16 protein-coding genes and 2 pseudogenes are annotated in these 20,875 nt (G+C 60.4%); 11 read left to right on the top strand and 7 right to left on the bottom strand.

The window, feature by feature from the left end; genetic code table 11:
* Nucleotides 1-75: 75 nt before the first annotated feature.
* From nadC to X750_RS153825, 4 genes are all read right to left on the bottom strand, one after another.
* Nucleotides 76-930: a carboxylating nicotinate-nucleotide diphosphorylase gene (nadC, locus tag X750_RS153810; protein WP_023673637.1), complete on the bottom strand. Its 855-nt coding sequence runs from the start codon at nt 928-930 to the stop codon at nt 76-78.
* Nucleotides 927-2,471, bottom strand: a complete 1,545-nt coding sequence (locus tag X750_RS153815; protein WP_023747268.1) for an L-aspartate oxidase — start codon at nt 2,469-2,471, stop codon at nt 927-929. The genes nadC and X750_RS153815 overlap by 4 nt, the downstream gene beginning before the upstream one ends.
* The gene (gene nadA, locus X750_RS153820; RefSeq protein ID WP_023747267.1) at nt 2,468-3,442 is read right to left on the bottom strand and encodes a quinolinate synthase NadA; all 975 of its coding nucleotides are present in this window, start codon (nt 3,440-3,442) and stop codon (nt 2,468-2,470) included. Before nadA ends, X750_RS153815 begins: the two co-directional genes overlap by 4 nt.
* A gap of 67 nt (nt 3,443-3,509) precedes the next feature.
* Complete coding sequence (locus tag X750_RS153825) at nt 3,510-4,478, bottom strand: membrane protein (protein ID WP_023673634.1); 969 nt, start codon at nt 4,476-4,478, stop codon at nt 3,510-3,512.
* A gap of 162 nt (nt 4,479-4,640) precedes the next feature.
* Here X750_RS153825 and panB point away from each other — a divergent pair, with 162 nt between their 5' ends.
* The 7 genes from panB (at nt 4,641) to X750_RS153850 (ending at nt 9,936) form a co-directional block, all read left to right on the top strand.
* Nucleotides 4,641-5,501, top strand: a complete 861-nt coding sequence (panB, locus tag X750_RS153830) for a 3-methyl-2-oxobutanoate hydroxymethyltransferase (RefSeq protein WP_023747266.1) — start codon at nt 4,641-4,643, stop codon at nt 5,499-5,501.
* Nucleotides 5,498-6,361, top strand: a complete 864-nt coding sequence (gene panC, locus X750_RS153835; protein ID WP_023740408.1) for a pantoate--beta-alanine ligase — start codon at nt 5,498-5,500, stop codon at nt 6,359-6,361. Before panB ends, panC begins: the two co-directional genes overlap by 4 nt.
* A 102-nt stretch (nt 6,362-6,463) precedes the next feature.
* Nucleotides 6,464-6,781 (top strand): autoinducer binding domain-containing protein, encoded by a 318-nt coding sequence (locus X750_RS1000000166835; protein WP_280805327.1) that lies wholly within the window; start codon nt 6,464-6,466, stop codon nt 6,779-6,781.
* Nucleotides 6,733-7,191, top strand: coding sequence for a LuxR family transcriptional regulator (locus tag X750_RS1000000167355; protein ID WP_280805325.1), 459 nt, complete (start codon nt 6,733-6,735; stop codon nt 7,189-7,191). Before X750_RS1000000166835 ends, X750_RS1000000167355 begins: the two co-directional genes overlap by 49 nt.
* Before the next feature lie 92 nt (nt 7,192-7,283).
* Nucleotides 7,284-7,925, top strand: a complete 642-nt coding sequence (locus X750_RS153840) for an acyl-homoserine-lactone synthase (RefSeq protein WP_023747265.1) — start codon at nt 7,284-7,286, stop codon at nt 7,923-7,925.
* Between the two features lie 455 nt (nt 7,926-8,380).
* Nucleotides 8,381-8,791, top strand: coding sequence for a DUF2285 domain-containing protein (locus X750_RS153845; protein WP_023673629.1), 411 nt, complete (start codon nt 8,381-8,383; stop codon nt 8,789-8,791).
* Nucleotides 8,792-8,961: 170 nt separating this feature from the next.
* Nucleotides 8,962-9,936 (top strand): hypothetical protein, encoded by a 975-nt coding sequence (locus tag X750_RS153850; protein WP_023708080.1) that lies wholly within the window; start codon nt 8,962-8,964, stop codon nt 9,934-9,936.
* Nucleotides 9,937-10,474: 538 nt separating this feature from the next.
* On the opposite strand, the pseudogene X750_RS1000000164310 reads toward X750_RS153850, so the two are convergent.
* Nucleotides 10,475-10,681, bottom strand: a pseudogene (locus tag X750_RS1000000164310) (helix-turn-helix domain-containing protein); the annotation flags it as partial.
* Nucleotides 10,682-13,811: 3,130 nt separating this feature from the next.
* Between X750_RS1000000164310 and bluB the strand changes: the two are divergent.
* The 4 genes and pseudogenes from bluB to X750_RS01000000162810 all read left to right on the top strand — a co-directional run.
* Nucleotides 13,812-14,447 carry a 5,6-dimethylbenzimidazole synthase gene (gene bluB / locus X750_RS153860; RefSeq protein WP_023694898.1) on the top strand — a complete coding sequence of 212 codons (636 nt, stop codon included), beginning with the start codon at nt 13,812-13,814 and terminating at the stop codon, nt 14,445-14,447.
* An 881-nt stretch (nt 14,448-15,328) separates the two neighbouring features.
* Nucleotides 15,329-17,149, top strand: coding sequence for a glutamine--fructose-6-phosphate transaminase (isomerizing) (gene glmS / locus X750_RS153870; RefSeq protein WP_023747263.1), 1,821 nt, complete (start codon nt 15,329-15,331; stop codon nt 17,147-17,149).
* A gap of 451 nt (nt 17,150-17,600) precedes the next feature.
* The gene (locus X750_RS153875) at nt 17,601-17,855 is read left to right on the top strand and encodes a helix-turn-helix transcriptional regulator (protein WP_031197535.1); all 255 of its coding nucleotides are present in this window, start codon (nt 17,601-17,603) and stop codon (nt 17,853-17,855) included.
* A 703-nt stretch (nt 17,856-18,558) separates the two neighbouring features.
* A pseudogene (locus tag X750_RS01000000162810) lies at nt 18,559-19,585 on the top strand (IS1380 family transposase); the annotation flags it as partial.
* A gap of 186 nt (nt 19,586-19,771) precedes the next feature.
* Here the strand turns inward: X750_RS01000000162810 and X750_RS1000000165740 are convergent.
* A complete protein-coding gene (locus tag X750_RS1000000165740; protein WP_023685557.1) occupies nt 19,772-19,936 on the bottom strand; it encodes a hypothetical protein in 165 nt (54 codons plus the stop codon).
* Nucleotides 19,937-19,992: 56 nt separating this feature from the next.
* A complete protein-coding gene (locus X750_RS153880) occupies nt 19,993-20,382 on the bottom strand; it encodes a hypothetical protein (RefSeq protein WP_023747260.1) in 390 nt (129 codons plus the stop codon).
* Nucleotides 20,383-20,875: the final 493 nt, after the last annotated feature.

Genomic DNA, 20,875 nt, shown 5'->3' with positions numbered 1-20,875 from the left:
TCTTGCGGGTCTTTGCTATCTGACTATGATGATCGGAAAGGACAGTTGACCCAATCCTGTTCGTTACTCAGACAATCATGAGCCCCGATGGTCGAGGCCGATATCCAGGATCGGCGCGCTGTGGATGAGTCGGCCGACCGAAATCAGATCAACGCCGGTCGCGGCAACCGCTCGCGCTGTATGCGACGTGATCCCGCCAGAAGCCTCGGTGATAGCGCGGCCACCGACCATTGCGACGGCGCGGCGAAGATCGGGGAGGGACATGTTGTCGAGCAGAACCGCATCGGGAGCGAAGCCAAGTACCTCCTCCAACTGGGCCAGAGTATCGACCTCGACTTCGATCTTGACGAGATGACCGGCCGCTCTTCGTGCTCGCTCGAGCGCTGGCCGGACGCCGCCTGCGATGGCGATGTGGTTGTCCTTGATCAAAATTGCATCGTCCAGGCCGAAGCGGTGATTGGACCCGCCACCTGCGCGCACGGCATACTTTTCGACTGCCCGCAATCCGGGCGTCGTCTTGCGGGTGCAGACGATCTTCGCGCCATATCCACGAACCGCAGCGACCATCGATGCCGTTGCTGTGGCGATGCCGCTCAGATGGCACAAAAAATTGAGTGCCGTCCTTTCGGCTGTGAGAATGGCCCGGGCCGGGCCAACCACTGATGCAATGACCTCTCCATCCACGACATTGCAGCCGTCTGCCCGCTCCACGGAGATTTCGACACCAGGATCAATCAAGCCGAAAGCGAGCATCGCCAGATCGATGCCGGCGACAACTCCGGACTGTCGCGCCACCAACACGGTTCCCGCTTGGCATTCCTTCGGGACGATGGCATCCGTGGTCAAGTCGCCGGCTCTGCCAAGGTCTTCAAGAAGAGATGCCCGTACAAGCGGCTCAAGCAGGACCGTGGGGAGCGGTGAGAGCATCATCCCTTTGCACCTTCGGAGCTTGGCGAGTGTCCGAGTTCCCGCGCAGCCGCCAAGGCGGCTTCGAGCGTGATTTCGGACCGTCGGGCGGCAGTCGCATGATGAGGAAAATCTGTCCGGTAATGAGCGCCGCGGCTTTCTTCGCGCAACAAGGCGGCAACAGCAATCATTAGCCCGACAGCCGCCGGATCCGAGACCGCATCCTTGCTTTCGGCGAGCGGCAATAAGGCACGCGCGGCCGCTTTCAACGCTTGACCATCCCGGACGATGCCGAGTGCGCGCGACAGAAAAACGCGCACGGCTATCGGAGCGGGCGGTGGGTAAACGTTCGCAAACGCAGGCCTTGTTCTGCGCGCAGGCGTTCCGGCGACGCTTTCAGCGACCCAGCGGGCGCACACGATTGCCTCCGTCAAGGAATTGCTGGCGAGCCTGTTGGCGCCATGCAGTCCTGTCGAAGCGACTTCGCCGCAGGCCCACAGCCCCTTGACGGAGGTCCTGCCCGAGCTGTCCACGGCAACGCCACCCATGTGGTAGTGTTGGGCCGGACGAATGGGGATGAGATCGCGCGCGGGATTGATGCCCGCTCCAAGGCAGGCTGATGCGATTGTCGGGAAATGTCGAGCGAATGCCGGGCCTGGCCGTTGTCGGGCATCGAGAAAAACATGGTGGCCGTCCGCAAGATGGTTCCACACGGCGCGGGCCAAGACATCGCGAGGCGCAAGTTCCGCCCCGGGCACGCTCTGGAGAAAAGCCTGGCCGGTTTCATCGATCAGGGCAGCACCTTCGCCTCGCACAGCCTCGCTGACCAGCGCCATAGGGCGTTCTGGGCCGTCAAGCGCGGTCGGGTGGAACTGAATGAATTCGAGGTCGGCTAGGACAGCTCCAGCGCGGGCCGCAAGCGCAAGGCCTTGTCCGCAACTGCCCCAAGGGTTCGTGGTGTCGAGAAACAGTCCCCCGATGCCACCGGTGGCGAGAACCACCCGCCGTGAGCCGAAGAAGAAAGGTGCGATCGAACAGCTCGCCCAGACGCCTCGGATCGCATTCTCTCGCACTGCGAGCCGGCGCGCTTCCACGCCCTCCACGACAACTATCGACGGAGTGGAACGCACAGCCGCGATCAGCGCACGCATGATCTCACGCCCGGTGCCGTCCCCATGCGCATGAACGATGCGACGTCGGCTGTGTGCGGCCTCCAATCCGAGGCACAGTGATCCTTCCGGCGTGCGGTCAAAGCGAACCCCAAAGCCCGCAAGCCCCTCTATGGCCTTGGGCGCGGCTTGGAGGATGCGGCTCGCCACGTCTCTGTCGCAGAGACCATCCCCGGCGGCAACCGTATCGGCCAGGTGCATTGCCGGATCGTCGTCTTCGCCGAAACTTGCAGCCAGGCCCCCCTGGGCCCAGGTGCTCGAGTTGTCTGCTCCCAGCAGCGACCTTGACAGAAGAAGCACCGGCTCCGGCGACAGTTGAAGCGCGGTCATCAGTCCGGCGATGCCGCCGCCGATGATGATGGGCCGCCCGAAGAAGCTGCGGAGGTCGGCGTTCAAACTGCCAGCATCCGTTCGACCGCTAGCCGCGCGCGCCCGGCGATCCCGGGTTCGACGGTTACGACATGGTGGTTCTGCTCGAGCGCCGTGCGGATGTTGGCAAGCGTGATCCGCTTCATATGCGGGCACAAATTGCAGGGCCGGATGAACTCGACCTCTGGGTGCGCTAACGCGACGTTGTCGCTCATTGAGCATTCCGTCATCAGCACGACACGTGGCGGCCTTTGCCTTTCGACATAGTCGGACATGGCAGCCGTCGAGCCGGAAAAATCTGCTTCAGCCACGACGTCGGGCGGGCATTCGGGATGGGCGAGCACGACCACGCCGGGATGGCTTTCGCGCAACTCGCGGATGTCGGCCGGTGTAAAGCGCTCATGCACCTCGCAACGCCCTTTCCAGGCGATGATCTGCACATCTGTCTGAGCGGCGATATTCTGGGCCAGATATTCGTCCGGCAACATGATCACCCGGAGAACCCCAAGGGATTCGACGACCGCCTTGGCGTTGCCGGATGTACAGCAGATATCCGACTCGGCCTTCACTTCGGCGGACGTATTTACATAAGTGATGATCGGAACGCCGGGATAACGCTGGCGCATCAAGCGCACGTCTTCTGCCGTGATTGAGTCCGCCAACGAGCAACCGGCGCTGAGATCCGGAATGAGCACGGTCTTGCCCGGATTGAGGAGCTTGGCCGTTTCGGCCATGAAATGGACGCCGGCCAGCACGATGACTTGCGCATCGACCGTCGCAGCCGTGCGGGCTAGTGCCAAGCTGTCGCCGACGATGTCGGCCACGCAGTGGAAGATCTCGGGCGTCTGATAATTGTGCGCCAGGATGATCGCGTTGCGCTCGCGCTTCAGCGCAAGGATCGCCTCGATATCCTCGGCGAAAGCCGGCCATTCAATCGGCGGGATCACTCGTCGGACGCGCTCGTAGAGCAACGCGGCCGTAGGCAGCATGGCGCCCATCGACCCCCTCCCGCTTATACTCTAACTGAAAATAACCAGCATATACTTGCTGTGAGTATAAGGGATGTCAACCCCGCGCCAGCGGCAATTTTGTCCCGGCGATGAGCCTATCGTCGAGAACGGCGTGGCGGAAACGGAAAAGCTTCGCTGGCCGGCCGCCGGTCTCAGTGGTGGCCTCTCCGGTCTCCTCGACCAGCTCCTGCTGTTCGATCAGTCGGCGAAAGTTCGGCTTGTGGATGAGCCTGCCGGCGAGCGCCTCCACGGTTCGCTGCAGCTGCAAAAGCGTGAAGACCGGCGGCATCAGCTCAAAGACGACTGGGCGGTATTTGATCTTGGAGCGCAGCCGCGCAATGCCGGTCGCCACGATGCGGCGATGATCGGCGACCATGGACTTGCTGGGCACCAGCGGCGGGGGTCCTGCGTCCCGCCCTCTTACGGCCTCTTGGACCAGGCCTGCTTCGTAGACTAACTCATAGCGTTGAAGCGTGAGTTCCTCGTTCCAAAGGCGGTCGTCGAAGCCAAAGGCTATCGTGGCCCGCTGCCAGCGTTCACGTCGCGTGGCCGAATCGCCAACCCCGTTTGCCCATTCGATCAGGCGCGGCCGCAGAACGTCCAGCACGACCGCAGGCGTGCCGGAGCGGTGGTCCTCCCATGGAAAATATTCATACCAACTCTGCCATCCGCACTTGGGCGAGCCCGCTGCCTGTTCCTTGCGCGTCAATGCCAGATAGCTGATGGAGATGACGCGCTGCTGGCGCTCGGCGCCGATGCGATCCCGATCCGCGAACGTGTAGAGTTGCTCAATGTACCCCAGCCGATGGCCGGTTTGCTGCTCGACCCACCCCCTCAAGCCGGATTGCAGCGATCGGTGCTCAAGCGCAAAGGGACCGGAGGGCAAGGTGTCCGCCTGGCCGATGGTGAGGACACAGGGTTGACTGCCGTTTACGGCGACCACAAAGGCGATCAAGTCCACTTTGACGTTGTCGGCCTTGCCGGCGGCTCTGTCTTTCCTGAGTCCTATTGCCTGATCGTCCATTATTTGGCCAACTCGGGGGCACCTTAATCGATTTAGTGTAAGCGTGCCAATTGGCACGTCAACACCCCGCAGCTGCATGGCCATTTTTTTGCTCTTCGCACCTGCACAAAAATGTGCCAAAGGCGACAGCCGCAGCTGGTAACGTAGGGGAAGGAGGGTCCCATGAGCGCTTATGATGACACCAGGGCGATCACACCGCCGGATATTCGTTCGCGCAAAGGTGGGACGCCGCTCGTCTGCCTTACCGCCTACACCACCCCAGTCGCCCGGCTTGTCGATCCCCATTGTGATGTGGTGCTCGTCGGCGACAGCGTCGGCATGGTTCTCCACGGCCTGCCCTCGACGCTCGGTGTCACGCTGGAGATGATGATCACGCACGGCCAGGCGGTGCGCCGTGGCATCAAGCAGGCGCTGATGGTGGTCGACCTGCCGTTCGGTTCCTACGAGGAAAGCCCAGAGCAGGCTTTCCGCAATGCCGCGCGCGTCATGGCCGAGACCGGCTGCACGGCCGTCAAGCTCGAAGGCGGCGAAGCGATGGCAGAGACGATCGGCTTCCTCGCCGCACGCGGCGTGCCCGTCATGGCCCATGTCGGATTGACGCCGCAGGCCATCAACACCATCGGTGGCTACCGCGTACAGGGCAGGGGCGGGGATGCCGAGCGCATCAGGCGCGACGCAATTGCGGTGGGCGAAGCGGGCGCCTTTGCGGTCGTCCTGGAGAAGGTTCCTGAGGCGCTCGCCCGCCGGATCACCAAGGAGGTGGCGACCCCGACCATTGGCATCGGTGCCTCGGCAACCTGTGACGGCCAGATTCTCGTCGTCGACGACATGCTGGGCCTCTTCGGCGACTTCCGGCCCAAGTTCGTCAAGCGCTATGCTGAACTCCGGGAGGCGGCTGCGGCTGCGATCGCTTCCTATGCGCGCGAGGTGAAGGAGCGCCAGTTTCCCGCCGCAGAGCACGTGTTTGCCGATGCGCCCAAGCCCGCCGACACGGACGCCACCAAGAGCGGAGAAGCAGCGTGAGCGTGCCGATCGTCAGGAGCGTTGACCAGCTTCGCGAAAGCGTCGCCGCATGGCGCTGCGAAGGTGTGAGGATAGCCCTGGTGCCAACGATGGGCGTCCTGCATGAGGGCCATCTCAGCCTGGTGCGCGCTGCACTCGAGAAGGCAGACCGTGTGATAGTGACGCTCTTCGTCAACCCGAAGCAATTCAACAGCCAGGCCGATCTTGCCGCGTATCCCCGCACCGAGGACGAGGATGCCGCCAAACTGGCACCGGTCGGCGCGCACCTGCTTTATGCGCCAGATGCAGAGGAGATGTATCCGGCGGGCTTCGCCACCACCGTTTCGGTTTGCGGTGTCAGCGAAGGCCTGTGCGGTACATTCCGGCCGGGGCATTTCGACGGCGTGGCGACCGTCGTCGCCAAGCTCTTCCTGCAGACCAGCGCTGACTTCGGCTTCTTTGGCGAAAAGGACTTTCAGCAAATTCACCTGGTCAGGCGCATGGCCCGGGATCTGGATATTCCAATCACCATTGTTGCCTGTCCGACAGTCCGTGAAGCCGACGGTCTTGCGCTATCATCGCGCAATGTGCGGCTCTCGCCAGCGGAACGCGCTGTTGCTCCCAAGCTATCATCGGTCCTGCTCAAGACGGCTGAGCGGCTTGAGCGCGGCTCACCCATCCTGCCAACGCTTGCAGAATCTCGCGCAGCAATTCTGGCTGCAGGCTATCGCGAGGTCGAATACCTGGAACTTCGCGATGAGGCAGATCTGCACCCGATAACAAGCCTCGATCGACCGGCACGGTTGCTTGCCGCCGCCTGGCTCGGCGGCACACGGCTCATAGACAACGTCAGACTATTTCGGATTGGTTCAACAGATTAGCCACGTTCTCGGCACGCGCCGTATTCGTCCGGGATCATCTAAAACAAGGTCTCTGCCTGGCATTGAGCGTTACGGAGGTTACGCACAGGACACATGCATCGCGTGTTTGAGAACTTCGTCGAGCAACTGTCTGCAAGTGTTGATGCTGCCGATCTCTGTGAGGCAATGGCCTCCGCTGCAGCCGGCTTCGACTTCCCGCTATTCGCCTATTTCACCTACCCGTCAGCCTCCGGCGACGCCCCCCAATTGATTTCAAACTATCCTTCATCCTGGACGTCACGTTATCTGCAACAGCGGTACCACAGTCTCGATCCGGTCATCCTGCGCGGGCTNTGCGCGGGCTGCAAGGCTGGGATACATTCGATTGGGGTGTGGATCGCGCTCGGCACGGTCTGCCGAATTCGCAGCAACAAATTCTAGAGAGTGCGGCTGAGTTTGGCATCTGCGGCGGCCTGACGATGTCCATGCATGATCATCTCGGCCGGTTTGCTGCCCTGACCTTTGCTTCCGACGAGTCCCGTCCGCCTCTGTTGCGGTCACTGGCACGTTACGAAAAAGCATTGCAGCTGGTGGCCATCAACTTTCATATCCATGTCCGGCGAAGGCTCGCCGATCATCGCGTGGTGGATGGTGTAACGCTCACCCCGCGGGAGTTCGAGTGTCTGAAATGGGCGGCGCGCGGCAAGTCGGCTTGGGATACTAGCCAGCTTCTCGGCGTCTCAAAGCGCACCGTGACCTTTCATCTGGAAAACGCCAAGGCAAAGTTTGGCGTTCGAACGATCAACCGAGCCGTTGCACGAATGGCTGCCTCCGGCCTGACGAGATCCTGATTCTCAGCCACGATACCTGTAAACCTCTACAGGCTGCATCGCTGTCAGCTTTGCCCTTCGATGGCGGGAACACATCCCACATGGAGGCGACCATGATGCAACTGATAGCACCAGACTTTTACAGTGATTTTGCAGGCGAGCTCAAAGAGATGCACGGGCTCAGGTTTCGGGTGTTCAAGGAAAGGCTCGATTGGGAAGTTGATACCGAAGACCAGATGGAATCCGATCCGTTTGATGCTCTCAAGCCTGTCTATCTGCTCCTCAAAGGATCCGACTGGCGAATTCGCGGTTGCGTGCGTCTTTTGCCCAGCACCGGACCCACAATGTTGCGCGACACCTTCCCGGTGCTGCTGGGTGCTGACGTCGTGCCCTCGACCACCGACATATGGGAGAGCAGTCGTTTCGCGCTCGATCTTCCTCCGTCGGCGCCCAAGGCAGCGGGCGGGCTGGCTCAGGCGACCTACGAGCNCTACGAGCTCTTCGCGGGCATGATCGAGTTCGGCTTGGCCAAGGATCTGACCCGGATCGTAACGGTGACGGACACGCGCATGGAGCGGATCCTCCGCCTTGCTACGTGGCCATTGTCGCGCATCGGAGAACCCAAGTGCGTCGGCAAAACGGAGGCGGTGGCTGGGTTTCTCGAGATTTCCCACGCGAGCCTTTTGCGCATCCGCAGCAGGGGACGTCTGAGCGGACCGGTACTGTGGCAACCGGTTCTAGGCCCGTCAGCATAGCGCCATTGTGGACACCTGTGCCATGAAGGATGCTGGTTTGCCCAAGGAAGCGACGGTCGGCCTTGTATGCTGGCCGGACTGGCGTCGCCAGGACGCTTACCACTACGCCAGACGATTGCCACGCACTGGCTGGGCCTGGGAGTTTCTTCGGCGCAATCCACAATTCCAGCGCGACCACGCCAAAATGGCACCGTCCGCCTGCTTCGTCGGAACCCAGGCCGACATGAAGATAATCGAGTTGACGACAGAATCAGCTTTCCTAAGACAATGGAGCCTCCTTTTTCGCGGACGCGCCACAGTCGGACGCTACATCGGCGAGGGTCTTTTGGGATCCGCGCGATTGCGCCTGTATTCTACGAGCGGCCGCGGAGCCGCTGGGGCTCGACCACGATTTTGAACCGCTTCACCTTTCTTCGCTCTCATGCTGCAAGGACATCCTGCTGACAGCTGCTGGCATGCAGCACGTGCTGCTGAGGGAGAACTGCCGGAGTCTGCAGATCGCCGTTTCCGGTGCGTCCGTCCTCCGCCCGTTGCGGCTATATGTCGACGCAATCCTTCAGCCGCAGCACCTCAAGTTCCATGTCGCTGCCCTTCAGTTCCTGAACGACATCAATGATTGCCGCCGCGTGTCAGCTGCTTGCTTTCCGCCGGAACACCGCGGAGCGCGTCTGCGTATTGTACTGCAGGCTTTGGATGGCTCGCTGGCGGGAGCATCTCATCAGGAGGTCGCCATTGCCTTGTTCGGGAGACGCCGTGTCGAAGAAGATTGGCGTCATCCAGGCGGCCATCTTCGCGATCAGGTACGTCGCGCCATCCAACGCGGCCGCTACCTGATGGGCGGCGGCTACAGACAGTTCCTGAGGTAATTGGAGTGGTTGCGATTGTCTTATACGAACGCGCAACCTCCATTTTCTCACTGCAATGGTGCGTTGCACAAAACGTGGCAAGCGCCTAGTTCTTCCGCGGCGAATCGGGTTTCGGCGAAACACCGGGACCCAACTTCGTCGATAAGTGCATTCATGACCTGAGGACCCCGATGACCGTTATGAACTCCGACAAAGCCGGCGCTGCAAGCCTTGAGACAATCGCGCGAAACGGCAGCATGCTGCGTCGCATAGCCGTACGCATTCCGACCTACCTGTCGGATATTCGCGAGAACCCGGCGTGGCTGCCCATGTTCATGTTGGCGCGCACCATGCCGGCACGGAGAATGCACTGGCGTGGTGCAAAGCCGGTCCGAAGGCCGCAAAGAGCCCAGGACACGATGTTTGCCGGTGTCAATTGCCACGACGTTGTCGACGCGCTGCGGATGGATGGGCTTTTTCCCGGCCTTGTCCTGCCTGCAATGGTGGCTGAAGATGTAGCCGCATTCGCCAGGTGCACACCTTGTTTCGGCAATTTCGATCGCCGACTCGAGTTCATGCCGGCGGAGCATGCGGAGGCTGAGGCGCGATTTGGCCGTCCGTTGCTCAGCGGCCATTATTTCGAGCGCATTCTGGGCTGTAAGTCGGCCGTTGCCATCCAAAACGATCCGCTGCTCATGGATATCGCGGCGCACTATCTCGGCGGCCAGGCGACGCTGATCACGACGCGCGTCTGGTGGAGCTTCCCGACCGGCCAGGCGTCGGACGCGGACAAGAACCTGGCTTCGCTCGGCAAATACCACTTCGACCTGGACGACTGGCGGATGCTGAAGTTCTTTTTCTATCTGGTGCCCGTCGACGAGGGGACCGGCCCGCATATCTATGTTCGCGGCAGCCATGATCGCCGCGCCCTCAAGCACCAATTTACGCTTGTCGTCGGCCATCCAGCGCAAGAGATTCTGGACGTCTACGGCAAGCAGAGTCCGGTCACGCTGACCGGCAAGGCCGGTTTCGGTTTCGTCGAGGATCCGTTCGGGTTCCATATGGGCACCGTGCCGTCGCACAGGCCACGGCTGATGATGGAAGTTGGCTTCGGCGTTTCTCCTCCATCGCGCCGCCGCTTCCATGGCGAGCCTGTGATCCGCTGATTTCGAAAAGTCCCGAAACAGCCTTCCCGTTGTGAGGGAAAGATAAGGCTATGCCGGCAATCGATCTGTTCCGGGCCAAAAGCGGTTGTCTGCACATGCCCTGAACTTGGCTGGTGCAATGAGTCTCGCCATTGCTCCAGCCAGCGCATCAGTGCCTGTTTAATCGAGGTTAGATGGCAGTGCGCCCAAGAGATCCTCCTCGATATCGCCTGCCGCGCGAAGCCTCAGATGCTCTTCGAAAACCTCCTTTACGGACCAAGTCGTCTCGGGTCTCCTTTGAGTGGCCGGAAGGTGGTGCACAGCCGTATCGTGCTTCGGGATCCTGAACGAAGGCGAGGGGCGGTTTGTTCCTCGCGGGGCGCATGCAGCGGTGCCGGCATGACAGCTTCGTCTTGGATCCCGATGCTCGGCAACGTCGGCGGTGAAGGCTCTGTCTAGGCGGCTTACGTGACTCCAATGCAGGAGATCGACCATCTCCTGTCGAGCACATTCGTTGGCGATCACCGTCGCGGCGCTACGGACGCCGCGGCGCCTGCGATCAATGCAGTTTGCCGACTAGCCGAGCGTATTCGGCTTCAGCCCTGCCATATGACCCATCTGCCAGCGCAATTAGACGCGCGCGATCAAGAATGACTACCTCTCCTCGCATTGAGCGTATCAGACCTTGGCCCTCCAAGGTTTGCAGCGCTATGGTGACGCCGGGCCGCCTGACACCGAGCATAACTGATAAGAACTCGTGCGTAATCGCAAAGCNTTTGCAGCGCTATGGTGACGCCGGGCCGCCTGACACCGAGCATAACTGATAAGAACTCGTGCGTAATCGCAAAGCTGTTCCCGTCGACGCGATCATCACACATCACCAGCCATCTTGAGAGCCTGTCGACTATGTTCATCCGGGCATTGCTGAGCGCGGTGAAGCTTGCCTGGAGGTGAAAGTAGTGAACGTAGCGGAGCAGAAAGGTTCGCAAGGTTGGGCTTGTCAAAAGCGCCTTGGTGAAGAGGCCCGCGTCGATAACAAAGGCTCGGGCTTCTAATTGGACGTAACAATCGTGCGTTGACCGGTCATCGCCCATGATAAGCGCTGAGCCGGTCATGCCCTCACAACCAATGATTCCGATCTCAGCTTCGATACCAGGCCGCAGCTCGCCCACCNCGGTGACCCCGCCACTTCGAGATGCGTCTTCAGCCCAAGGGAGACGCTTTCGAAATGAGGTTGCAGCAATGCCAAGTCTGCCGAGCACATTCGAAGCAGCAGCGAATTGCGATAGATCGAATTTTGGCCGGTGTCGCGTTGCGCGGCAGTGTGAGTTTGTGAACTGGAGTCTGTCATAGCTCCCTCTCCCTATCGGGGCGGAAGCATGTTGATCGCTCACAGCCGACGGNGTTTGTGAACTGGAGTCTGTCATAGCTCCCTCTCCCTATCGGGGCGGAAGCATGTTGATCGCTCACAGCCGACGGACGCCCTTAGAGTTGCCGTCGATGGCACACTGTATGCCTGCCGACCGCGGATGTCCCATTTTTTAATCAATTACGTTAATCGGCCCGAGCCAAGCTTTGGCGCACCCGCTCTAACGCGGCATTCAGATGCTCCAGAAATTCGTCATCGCTTTTGGTCGCCAAGCCGACTTGTCGAGCGCGAGTTACAATGCGCTCCTGGAGTGAAACCGCTGTCTCATAGTGGTCCACGATCATCTGAAATGAAGCGCTCATTGGGGCGGATTGAAAGGGCTGTGCCATAGCACAACCCTAGCTCCACGAGGATGAGAGTTCCATGCCGGCCGCCGCTTGGGTAACAATCGTACAATATACCCAAGACTGACCGTGCTCTTTGGTTATCCTCCCAGAAATCCGGTAGCCTTGCGTGGCGCAGCTTCTCTTCGCTCTTCGACCTCCTGACCCGGCCGACCAGTCCCGGCTTCAGCCATTCCGCCTTGTACTTCTTATGCTCCTTCGGGACCGGGACGCCGACCTCGCCCTGCACACGATCCCACAGCGTTTGCCTTTTGTCGGCCTTGACGGCTAACATCGCCCGCCCTTGTAGGACCGCTTTCAGCCATGATCACCTCGGGGGGCTGAACGAAGCGCGTGGTTGTCGACTCTGTCGGTCGTCGCAGACGCTTACGGAGGCCTCACCGCAGAGGGAGATGCGCACTCCGGCTCGACGACGGCTGTCGAAAATCAGACTGATGTGGATGCACTACCATCGATCGGCACTAAGATTCTCGACCTCGGCAATAAGCTCCTCTGTACAGCAAGCGACCTTCCTGCCTCGCAATATCAAAAGTCAAACCCCGCCGCAGATGCATATGCCTGGCAGCACGCGTCGGTCTTTGGCCGCGCATCTGCCAAACCGAAATCAAGTAGCCCGCCATCGCGCGACCCTCAACGCGATCTTGATCATTGCAGTGGGGCAATAACTTATCTCTTTGGAGCTTGGTGGTGATATATAGGCGCCCAAGCCAGCGCTAATATTGCATGGAGCTAAAATGCCCGCTAAGATTTCTTGGGTGTTGGCTGGCGGGTGTTTGATGCGGTTTCATCGTCTAGGCGCGGTCGCTCTGGGTCTGGCGTCCTTCATCAGCAGCGCTCATGGCCAAGAATCCTGCGACCCTAACTACACAGGCGCCTGTGTTCCAATCGCCAGCGATGTCGACTGTTCCTCCGGAAAGGGCAATGGTCCCGCATACGTACACGGGCCGGTCTCTGTCGTGGGCACCGATATCTATGATCTTGACCGAGACGGCGACGGAATAGGTTGCGAAAACGGCTAGAGGAAGCAAGTCGCCCTCCAACTTCATGACGGCACCAGCCCATCCGCTGTTGATGGTAACGGTCACCTCCGAGTTGAGGGTGAGCAACGTTCCCAGCCATTTGCATCAAATATTAGGGCCTCGTAAATGCGACTTATGGCGACTCTGCGGTACGACGGTCGAACACCTTCCACGTCTCAACCGTCTCCTGCCTTACGTTTTGTCAATTGGTAGCTGATTGTAGAATGTGCCAGTAACTGGGATGCTCATCTCGTTCCACATGCGCGAGCCCTGATGCGCGTCAGTTATTTTTACTCTCCGGTCACGATTGAGACCACTGGCCCGGGCGATGTTCCCCGAGAAGAACAAAGAGGTAGATGGTGCCGGCATGGTCCCACCAATGCTCTCCCCTTGTGAACGGCATCCAAATTTTTCGGCGGGCTTGAACAGCGGCCACCTTTGGCGGCTGTCGAGGGCTGATGATAGATTCCATTCCAGCTCTTTCTAATGTGTCGTCCGAACAGTGAACGAAAGTAGAACATATAGTTCAAGCGCGAATCGACTGTGAGAGGGATGAGCTCCAATTTGGGTCATGCCTGACGCTGGTGGAAGACGAAATTGCGGTGGCGACTGGAAGCTCAGCGATGCACCAAATGAAACTGGGCAGCTGGTGCTGTCCGCTGCGGCGCTATGACGACAGACGATGGTATCTGCCGAATGACCTGGGGAATCTTCGGGGACGTCGAGGCCGACGTGGTCGGAAGCAAACTGAGTTGCAGGCGGTGCGGCAGGAACGACCATATGCAAGCTGAGACGCCTGTCGCCGTCTCCGCGTTCCAGGCCGACGTTCTCTGCATTCCGAGGCCTGGTGAGCGATACGGGTGCGCCTGAGTGTCAATGGCGCATTTAGCAACGGCCTGGTACACGATTCACCGCGGTGCGAGCTGATCGAAACTGGCTTGGTCGATTGCATCGTAATAGCGCCGCCCACCAGGAAAGATTTTTCTATCGTTTGCGGTTGGGGTCGCATGACGCGATTGTCGGACGCAACAAGCCAGCTTGGCAATAGGCAGAGGCTGTCCACACTGTACTCCCTAATGCCAATCCATACCTAACGAGACCGCCATGCCGTCACCTCCAGATTTCACCGACGATTTTCGCTCCGAGCTGATCACGCTGCTGCGCTGGCGCAGGGATGTGCGGCGCTTCGAGCCGACGGCTCTGCCAGAGGGTACGCTGGAACGCCTGCTCGAGCTCGCCAGCATTGCGCCCTCCGTTGGCCTCAGCCAGCCCTGGCGCTTCGTAGTAGTCGAGAGCCTCAAGCGGCGCACTGCCGTGAGAGACTGCTTCGAGCGCTGCAATGCCGAGGCGCTCACGCGCTTTTCGGGAGAGCGCGCCGCACTCTATGCCCGGCTGAAGCTTGCCGGGCTCGACGAGGCGCCCTGTCAATTCGCGGTCTTCGCCGACCGCACGACCCGACAAGGCCATGGGCTCGGTCGCATGACCATGGCGGCGACCATCGACTATTCGGCCGTCATGGCAGTGCACACACTGTGGGTGGCGGCGCGGGCGGAGGGCATCGGCATGGGCTGGGTGTCGATCCTCGATGCGACCGAGATGGCCGAAATTCTCGACACGCCGCCCGAATGGACGCTGATCGGCTATTTCTGCCTCGGCTATGCCAGCGAGGAGCACGACATGCCGACCTTGGAACGCGAATGCTGGGAACATCGGCGGCCGCCGGTGGTGATCAGGCGATAGTGGGGCTGCTCATCATTCGCCTCTTCCCTGGCGATGAGCTTGACGCAGATCGGGTCGCCCTTCGCCACATTGCCATTCCGACCGAAGCCGAGGTTCGTGTTCTTGCAAAGGCCAGGAAAGAGCAGCATGACAAGCGCGACCGCAGCGAAGATGGCGCTTGCGACAACCGGGCTGAAGCCGGGCATGGAGGTGGTCGACCTCTGTTGCGGGGCGGCTGTGCCGATCGCCACGATCACCCGCCATGTCGTCGCACTACGCCGACCAGCTGGAGGCCGCGCAGCGCCGGCTGACCGGCGCCGGCGCGACCAATTGCGAATTCGTCGCCGGCTACGCGCTACGAACTCGCTACTCTGGTGTCACGCCCCGTGAGTCTTCACGGCCAACGCCTTCGACGGCGTCCCGGACCGACCGCGGCTGGCACGTGCCGTGCGCGAGGCGCTCGCCCCCGGCGGACATTTGTTATCGTCAACTGACACCGGCAGCCGCGCGAATCGACGACGGTCCTGAAGCGAACTCAGGCTGTCGCCAAGACAGACCATCGCCGATGCCCAAGTCGGCGGCACCATGCTCCTAGATGCCGACGGCCTGACAAGGGGCCGCAGGCCCGTCGTCCGTCCACTGTCCAAGGCCTCCTGGCCTTTCCGAGGCCGTGATCCTGCCGCGGGTGTGAGTTTGCGATCCTCATAAGAGCGTCAGGCGCGAATAGAAGTTTGGGTCGTGGCTCCACAGTGGCCGACCTATCCATCGGGTGGATGGTAGTTATCACAACAATCAATTTTACCAATATTATGGAATTCTACTACAAGGCCGCCACTTAAAGCGGCCGGACGGGTATCCGTCTCGCGTGGGCTGGTGCTGCCCGCAAAGATGCGGAGACGAACATGTGCGGGATTGTTGGCATCGTTGGGCAACAGCCGGTGTCGGATCGGTTGATCGGCGCGTTGAAGGGTTTGGAATATCGCGGCTATGATTCCGCCGGCGTTGCGACGATCATCGAGGGTGCCTTGCACCGCCGGCGCGCCGAGGGCAAGCTCGTCAACCTCGAGAGGCGACTGAAGGAAGAGCCGCTGAGCGGCAACGTCGGCATCGGCCACACGCGTTGGGCAACCCACGGGGCCTCGACCGAACGCAATGCGCACCCGCACTTTAGCGACGGTGTCGCCGTAGTCCATAACGGCATCATCGAGAACTTCACCGAGCTGAAGGACGAATTGGCGGCGGATGGCGCCGAGTTCCAGACCGACACCGACACCGAGGTCGTTGGGCATCTCTTGGCAAGATACCGCCGAGAGGGCATGAGGCCGCAAGAGGCCACGCGTGCCATGCTGAAACGCGTCAAGGGCGCCTATGCGCTTGCCATCCTCTTCGAAGATGAACCGTCGACCATCACGGCGGCGCGCAACGGGCCACCGCTCGCGATCGGTCACGGCGACGGCGAGATGTTCCTGGGCTCCGACGCGATCGCCCTTGCTCCCTTCACCAATGAAATTACCTATCTCATCGACGGCGACTGGGCCGTTGTCGGCAATTCGGGCGCCCATATCTTCGATGTCGACGGCCGTCCCGTCGAGCGTCCGCGCCATATCTCCACGGCCGCGGCCGATCTCGCCAACAAGGGCAACCATCGCCACTTCATGGAGAAGGAGATTTACGAGCAGCCCGAGGTCATCGCCCATGCTCTCCGTCATTACATTAACATCATAGACAGTCGCGACATGGTTCCTGGCATTGATTTCGCCAAGGTCCCGAGCTTGGCGATCTCTGCCTGCGGGACCGCCTATTTCGCCGGACTGATCGGAAAATACTGGTTCGAGCGCTATGCGCGCCTGACGGTTGAAATCGACGTTGCGTCCGAATTCCGTTACCGCGAGATCCCGTTGCCGCCGCAGTCGGCAGCTCTTTTCATCTCGCAGTCCGGCGAAACCGCCGATACGCTTGCGTCATTGAGGTACTGCAAGGAGCGTGGGCTGAAAATTGGCGCTATCGTCAATGCCTGCGAATCGACCATCGCTCGCGAGGCCGATACGGTTTTCCCGATCCTTGCCGGACCGGAGATCGGCGTCGCCTCTACCAAGGCTTTTACCTGCCAGCTTGCCGTTCTAGCAGCACTCGCCATCGGCGCCGCCAGAGCCCGCGGGACGGTCCCCGAAGACGAGCTGCAGGAGCTCGTCAGGAGCCTCGCCGAATTGCCGCGCGTGATGGGCCACGTACTCGAGAGCATCCAGCCGGAAATCGAGTTCTTGTCGCGCGAACTGTCAAAGTGTCGTGACGTCCTGTATCTCGGCCGTGGCACCAGTTTCCCGCTAGCGATGGAAGGTGCGCTGAAGCTCAAGGAGATTTCCTACATCCATGCCGAGGGCTATGCAGCGGGTGAATTGAAGCACGGGCCGATCGCCTTGATAGACGAGAACATGCCGGTGATCGTCATCGCGCCCCATGACCGTCTTTTCGACAAGACCGTTTCCAACATGCAGGAAGTGGCTGCCCGTGGAGGGCGGATTATCCTCATCACCGATGAAAAAGGGGCAGCCGTATCGAAACTCGAAACCATGCACACGCTCGTGCTGCCGGTTGTCGACGAGATTATCGCGCCAATGATCTTCTCGCTCCCGATACAGCTTCTAGCCTACCACACGGCGCTCTTCATGGGGACGGATGTAGACCAGCCGCGCAATCTCGCAAAATCGGTCACGGTCGAATGATTGTGAACCTGTACAGGTGGCGATGCGCCTCCAGGAAAGCGGTACCCCTTGTCTGGATCCGAAGCCCGGATGAAACCAGATGACCATTGTTTGCTGCAATTGCGAAACTCGGTAGCGGTTACGAGCGGGTCTTTCGCTGCCTCGCCGGTGGAGATTGCCGAAGGAAGCAGTGTCCGTGCCGAAAGTTCGAGTTGCTGTTCAAGAAAGCCATCGGCGAGAATGGTCCACGAAGGATCGCAGGTCGCATGCGCTACGCCGACCAGGCTCTCAGCACGGGCAGTCTTGATACTTGATCAGAAGCAGGTGAGCCGCCATATTCCGGCCCGGCCAATTCAGCGGCCCATCCCATGCATGAGGCCGGTTCGGCCGAATGGACGACCATTTTTTTTATTTGCTAGGTGTGCGCCTCGGGAGGAATCTCCGAGGGAGCTCCCAGTTCTTGGAGATGTTTATGAAGGATTCGCGCATTCCCGAACCAGTCTTGACGGCTATGTCCCAGGGAACCCACATCGTCCGCGCTTATCGCGAGCACCTTGGATATTCGATCGACGACCTGGCCGTCGCGTGCGGGCTGGCCGCTGAGGAAATCCAAAACATCGAGCGAGGTCTGAGGTACAGCAAGGGCTATCGGGATCGGATAGCGAAATCGCTTTCCATACCTGTGGGAATTCTTGAGTCGGAGTTGGACATTTCGGACGCCGCCTGAACAGATCGGATATGATCTGCAATGGGTGGACTAGCTGTTGTGATGTGAAGCTTGCGGCTGATGTCGACGCTTGATTCGATTGATGCGATGCCTTCTGGCGCAGCTCACCGAACAACAAAGCGATATAGCCGCCCGGAGTGCTACGAAACGTGCACGACGGCATCGGCTCGCGACGAAGGACTAACGGCGAACTCTTCCTAGTTCGGCAAGGCGATGCTGGCTTGAGCATCAACTCGGCCTACGAGAGTGGCTACTCCTAGGCTGAATCGTCCACCATGGCGAAGTCGCGCCGCTCTGAAAGTAACATGGCGGGCATCCTGACGTTTCCGGGTTGACTATGGGCGTTCGAACCAGGAAAAGGGGCCGCTCTTCGTGAGTGGCGTGCGCCGGCAGTCTGACCCCCAAGCCCCCCGCCCAGGCTGCCGGCGCGCTTCTAGAAAGATCGAAGTAGGGACTCGCTTGCGCTCTGCCCGCTGACACCTTGTGGTTCCTCCCGCGGGTCCAGCGGACCACCTTGGGTGTCGCCAGTTCTGGTGGTCACGCGCCTCCATTTGCGATCTCGAGTCAGTGAGTGCACCGCAAGCACCCTCTCTGCCAGCCTGAAAAATTCATGGGGGTTGGTGGATGTGGCGCAAGCCCGTTGAAATGACGTAGGATTTGGTTGCTTAAGCCGATCCGAAATTTCCCGGAGACCACACCCACCATGAACGATCTTGCGCTGCCGCTGAGCGGTTTGTCATCAGTCGGCGGCTAGTCCGTCGTCGCCCGTTTCGACGGCGGCATGCTGTCGTCCAACAGCGGCGTTCTGGCCTTGGCCGAGGTGGAAAAGCGGTTGCGGGTGGCCGAGCGTCTGGCGCGTTGCATCGACGATCCGCGCTGCCCGGACCAGGTCGTCCACAGCCTGGCGGACATGATCGACTTTCGCATGAAGATGATCGGCGCCGGCTACGAGGACGGCAACGACGCCAACCGGCTGCGCCGCGATCCGGTCTTCAAGATGGCCCAGGATGCGCTGCCGTCGGGTCGGGATCTGGCGTCGCAATCGACGCTGTGCCGGCTGGAGAACCTACCCGGGGTGCGGGAGCTGGTCGCGATGGGACGGGCGATGGTCGATCTCTAGTGCGCCTCGTTCCGGCAAGTGCCGAAGCGGATCGTACTCGACATTGACGACACCTTCGACGCTGTGCACGGAGGCCAACAGCTTCGCCTGTTCAATGCCCACCATACGAGTACGGCTTCCAGCCGATCGTCGTGTTCGATGGTGCGGGACGGTTCGTCAGCGCGATCCTGCGACCGGCCAAGCGGCCGAGTGGGGCTGAGATCCGCCCCCACCTGCGCCGTCTGGTGCGGGCGATCCGGATCAACTGGCCGAACATTCGAATCCTGCTCCGCGGGGATAGCCATTATTGCAACCCAGGTCATCGACTGGTGCTGCGCGTCGACTTCATCTTTGGCCTCGCGCCCACCACGACCCTGCGCNTTATTGCAACCCAGGTCATCGACTGGTGCTGCGCGTCGACTTCATCTTTGGCCTCGCGCCCACCACGACCCTGCACAAGCATGTCGCGGATCTGGAGGCCAGCACGACCGCGCGCTTCGAAGCGTCGGCCAAGACAGGCAAGGTCCGCAGGTTCAAGAAGTTCGTTGACGGCGCCGCTAGTTGGAGCCGCGTCGAGCGCATCATCGCGCGGGTCGAGGTCGGCGCCCACGGTGGCGATATCCGCTTCGTCCCCCGCCTGCCATCACGCCGGAGCAATCCCGGCGCCTGACGAGGCGCGTGGAAAAGCACCGCAACGGCGACCACAGCGTCGCTTCAGGCCGTCAAAAGCTTATCGCCGTGCATCAAGGCGGCTAGATGGCAACGAGGCTTATGCCGCCCGAGCATCGCAGCTAAGTATGCATGAGGGGTCGTCCCTTCAAAATACTTGATACATTTGCGCTTGCGTAGCTCCTTGCATGCGCTCGATGCCAGGAGGAGACCTCTGTTCTAAACGCTCGCATCGATGCAGCGCCGTTGACACCATCATCGCGGCGACCGCTTTGCCGCGGCCGCCGCAGCCCTTTTCGAGCATGACGATCATGCCGGCGCCATCGCAGTGATGCACTTGCAAATTCAGAGATGCACTCTGGCCAAATGCTAGGTGCCCAGCATATGTCCGGCATCCCGCAACGCCGCTACGAAGAGACGGGCATTGCCGTTGGCATCCATCTTGGCCTGCATCGACAGGGGCATCCTGTGCCAGCTCTCCAAGGCCGCAATGTAATGTGAGAACATACCGTTAACGATGCAATAGTGGGTAACTAGGCCGTGTCCGTCTAACGCCAGCACGCCGAATTGGCCGCCGTGATATCGGATGGCTGCGACCCGCTGGACCTGAGCGTCACCGTCGATCCGCACGTCGAAAAGCAGGCTGCCGCGGCTCCTGGTGGCTATCTCGGCGGCTTTTTCAGCGAAGCTCAACGAGAGCGAGCGGACGCTTTCGACTGCCATCTGTAAAACCATCAAGTTCAGTTCATCCACTGCCATAAGGTACCTGTGCGCAAGACATGGGTGATTGCAATCGACCACACCGCTTGTTCACAGATGTCGGCTCACGACCGGTTATTCAGGGGTCGCCGGTTATCCATTGAGGGCGTGCTCATCAAAATGATCCTGACGTGGAATGCGCTGCATCTACGAAGCGCGAGGAGCAGGCCAGCCAAAGCTGTCGCGACAATTGATCTCATAATCCACCCCGATATCTGGATTTCGGCATCGCTGAACATCCCTGGTAAGTGAGCTGTTTGCGGCAAGCCCATCTCGGCTTTGTACTCCGAAACCGTTGCAATGGCGTCGCTCGGCGCTCGGGACCGACAGGCTCTGCTCGTCGAGAACTTTGTCCCCGAGAAGCGTTCGACTTTGAGCATTCCGCTGAAGGGTGACGTCTCGCCAGTCCGTGTCCTTGCAGCTCACCGCGATGGCTTTTTGCGCATCGCACGCAAGCGCACGAATTGGTCTCCGTTCACTTCACAAAATGGTT

Origin of the sequence: Mesorhizobium sp. LNJC391B00, from assembly GCF_000502535.1 — a bacterium.
Lineage (GTDB): Bacteria > Pseudomonadota > Alphaproteobacteria > Rhizobiales > Rhizobiaceae > Mesorhizobium.
The sequence above is the reverse complement of the archived record's forward strand: the minus strand, read 5'-3'. Positions and strand labels throughout refer to the sequence as shown.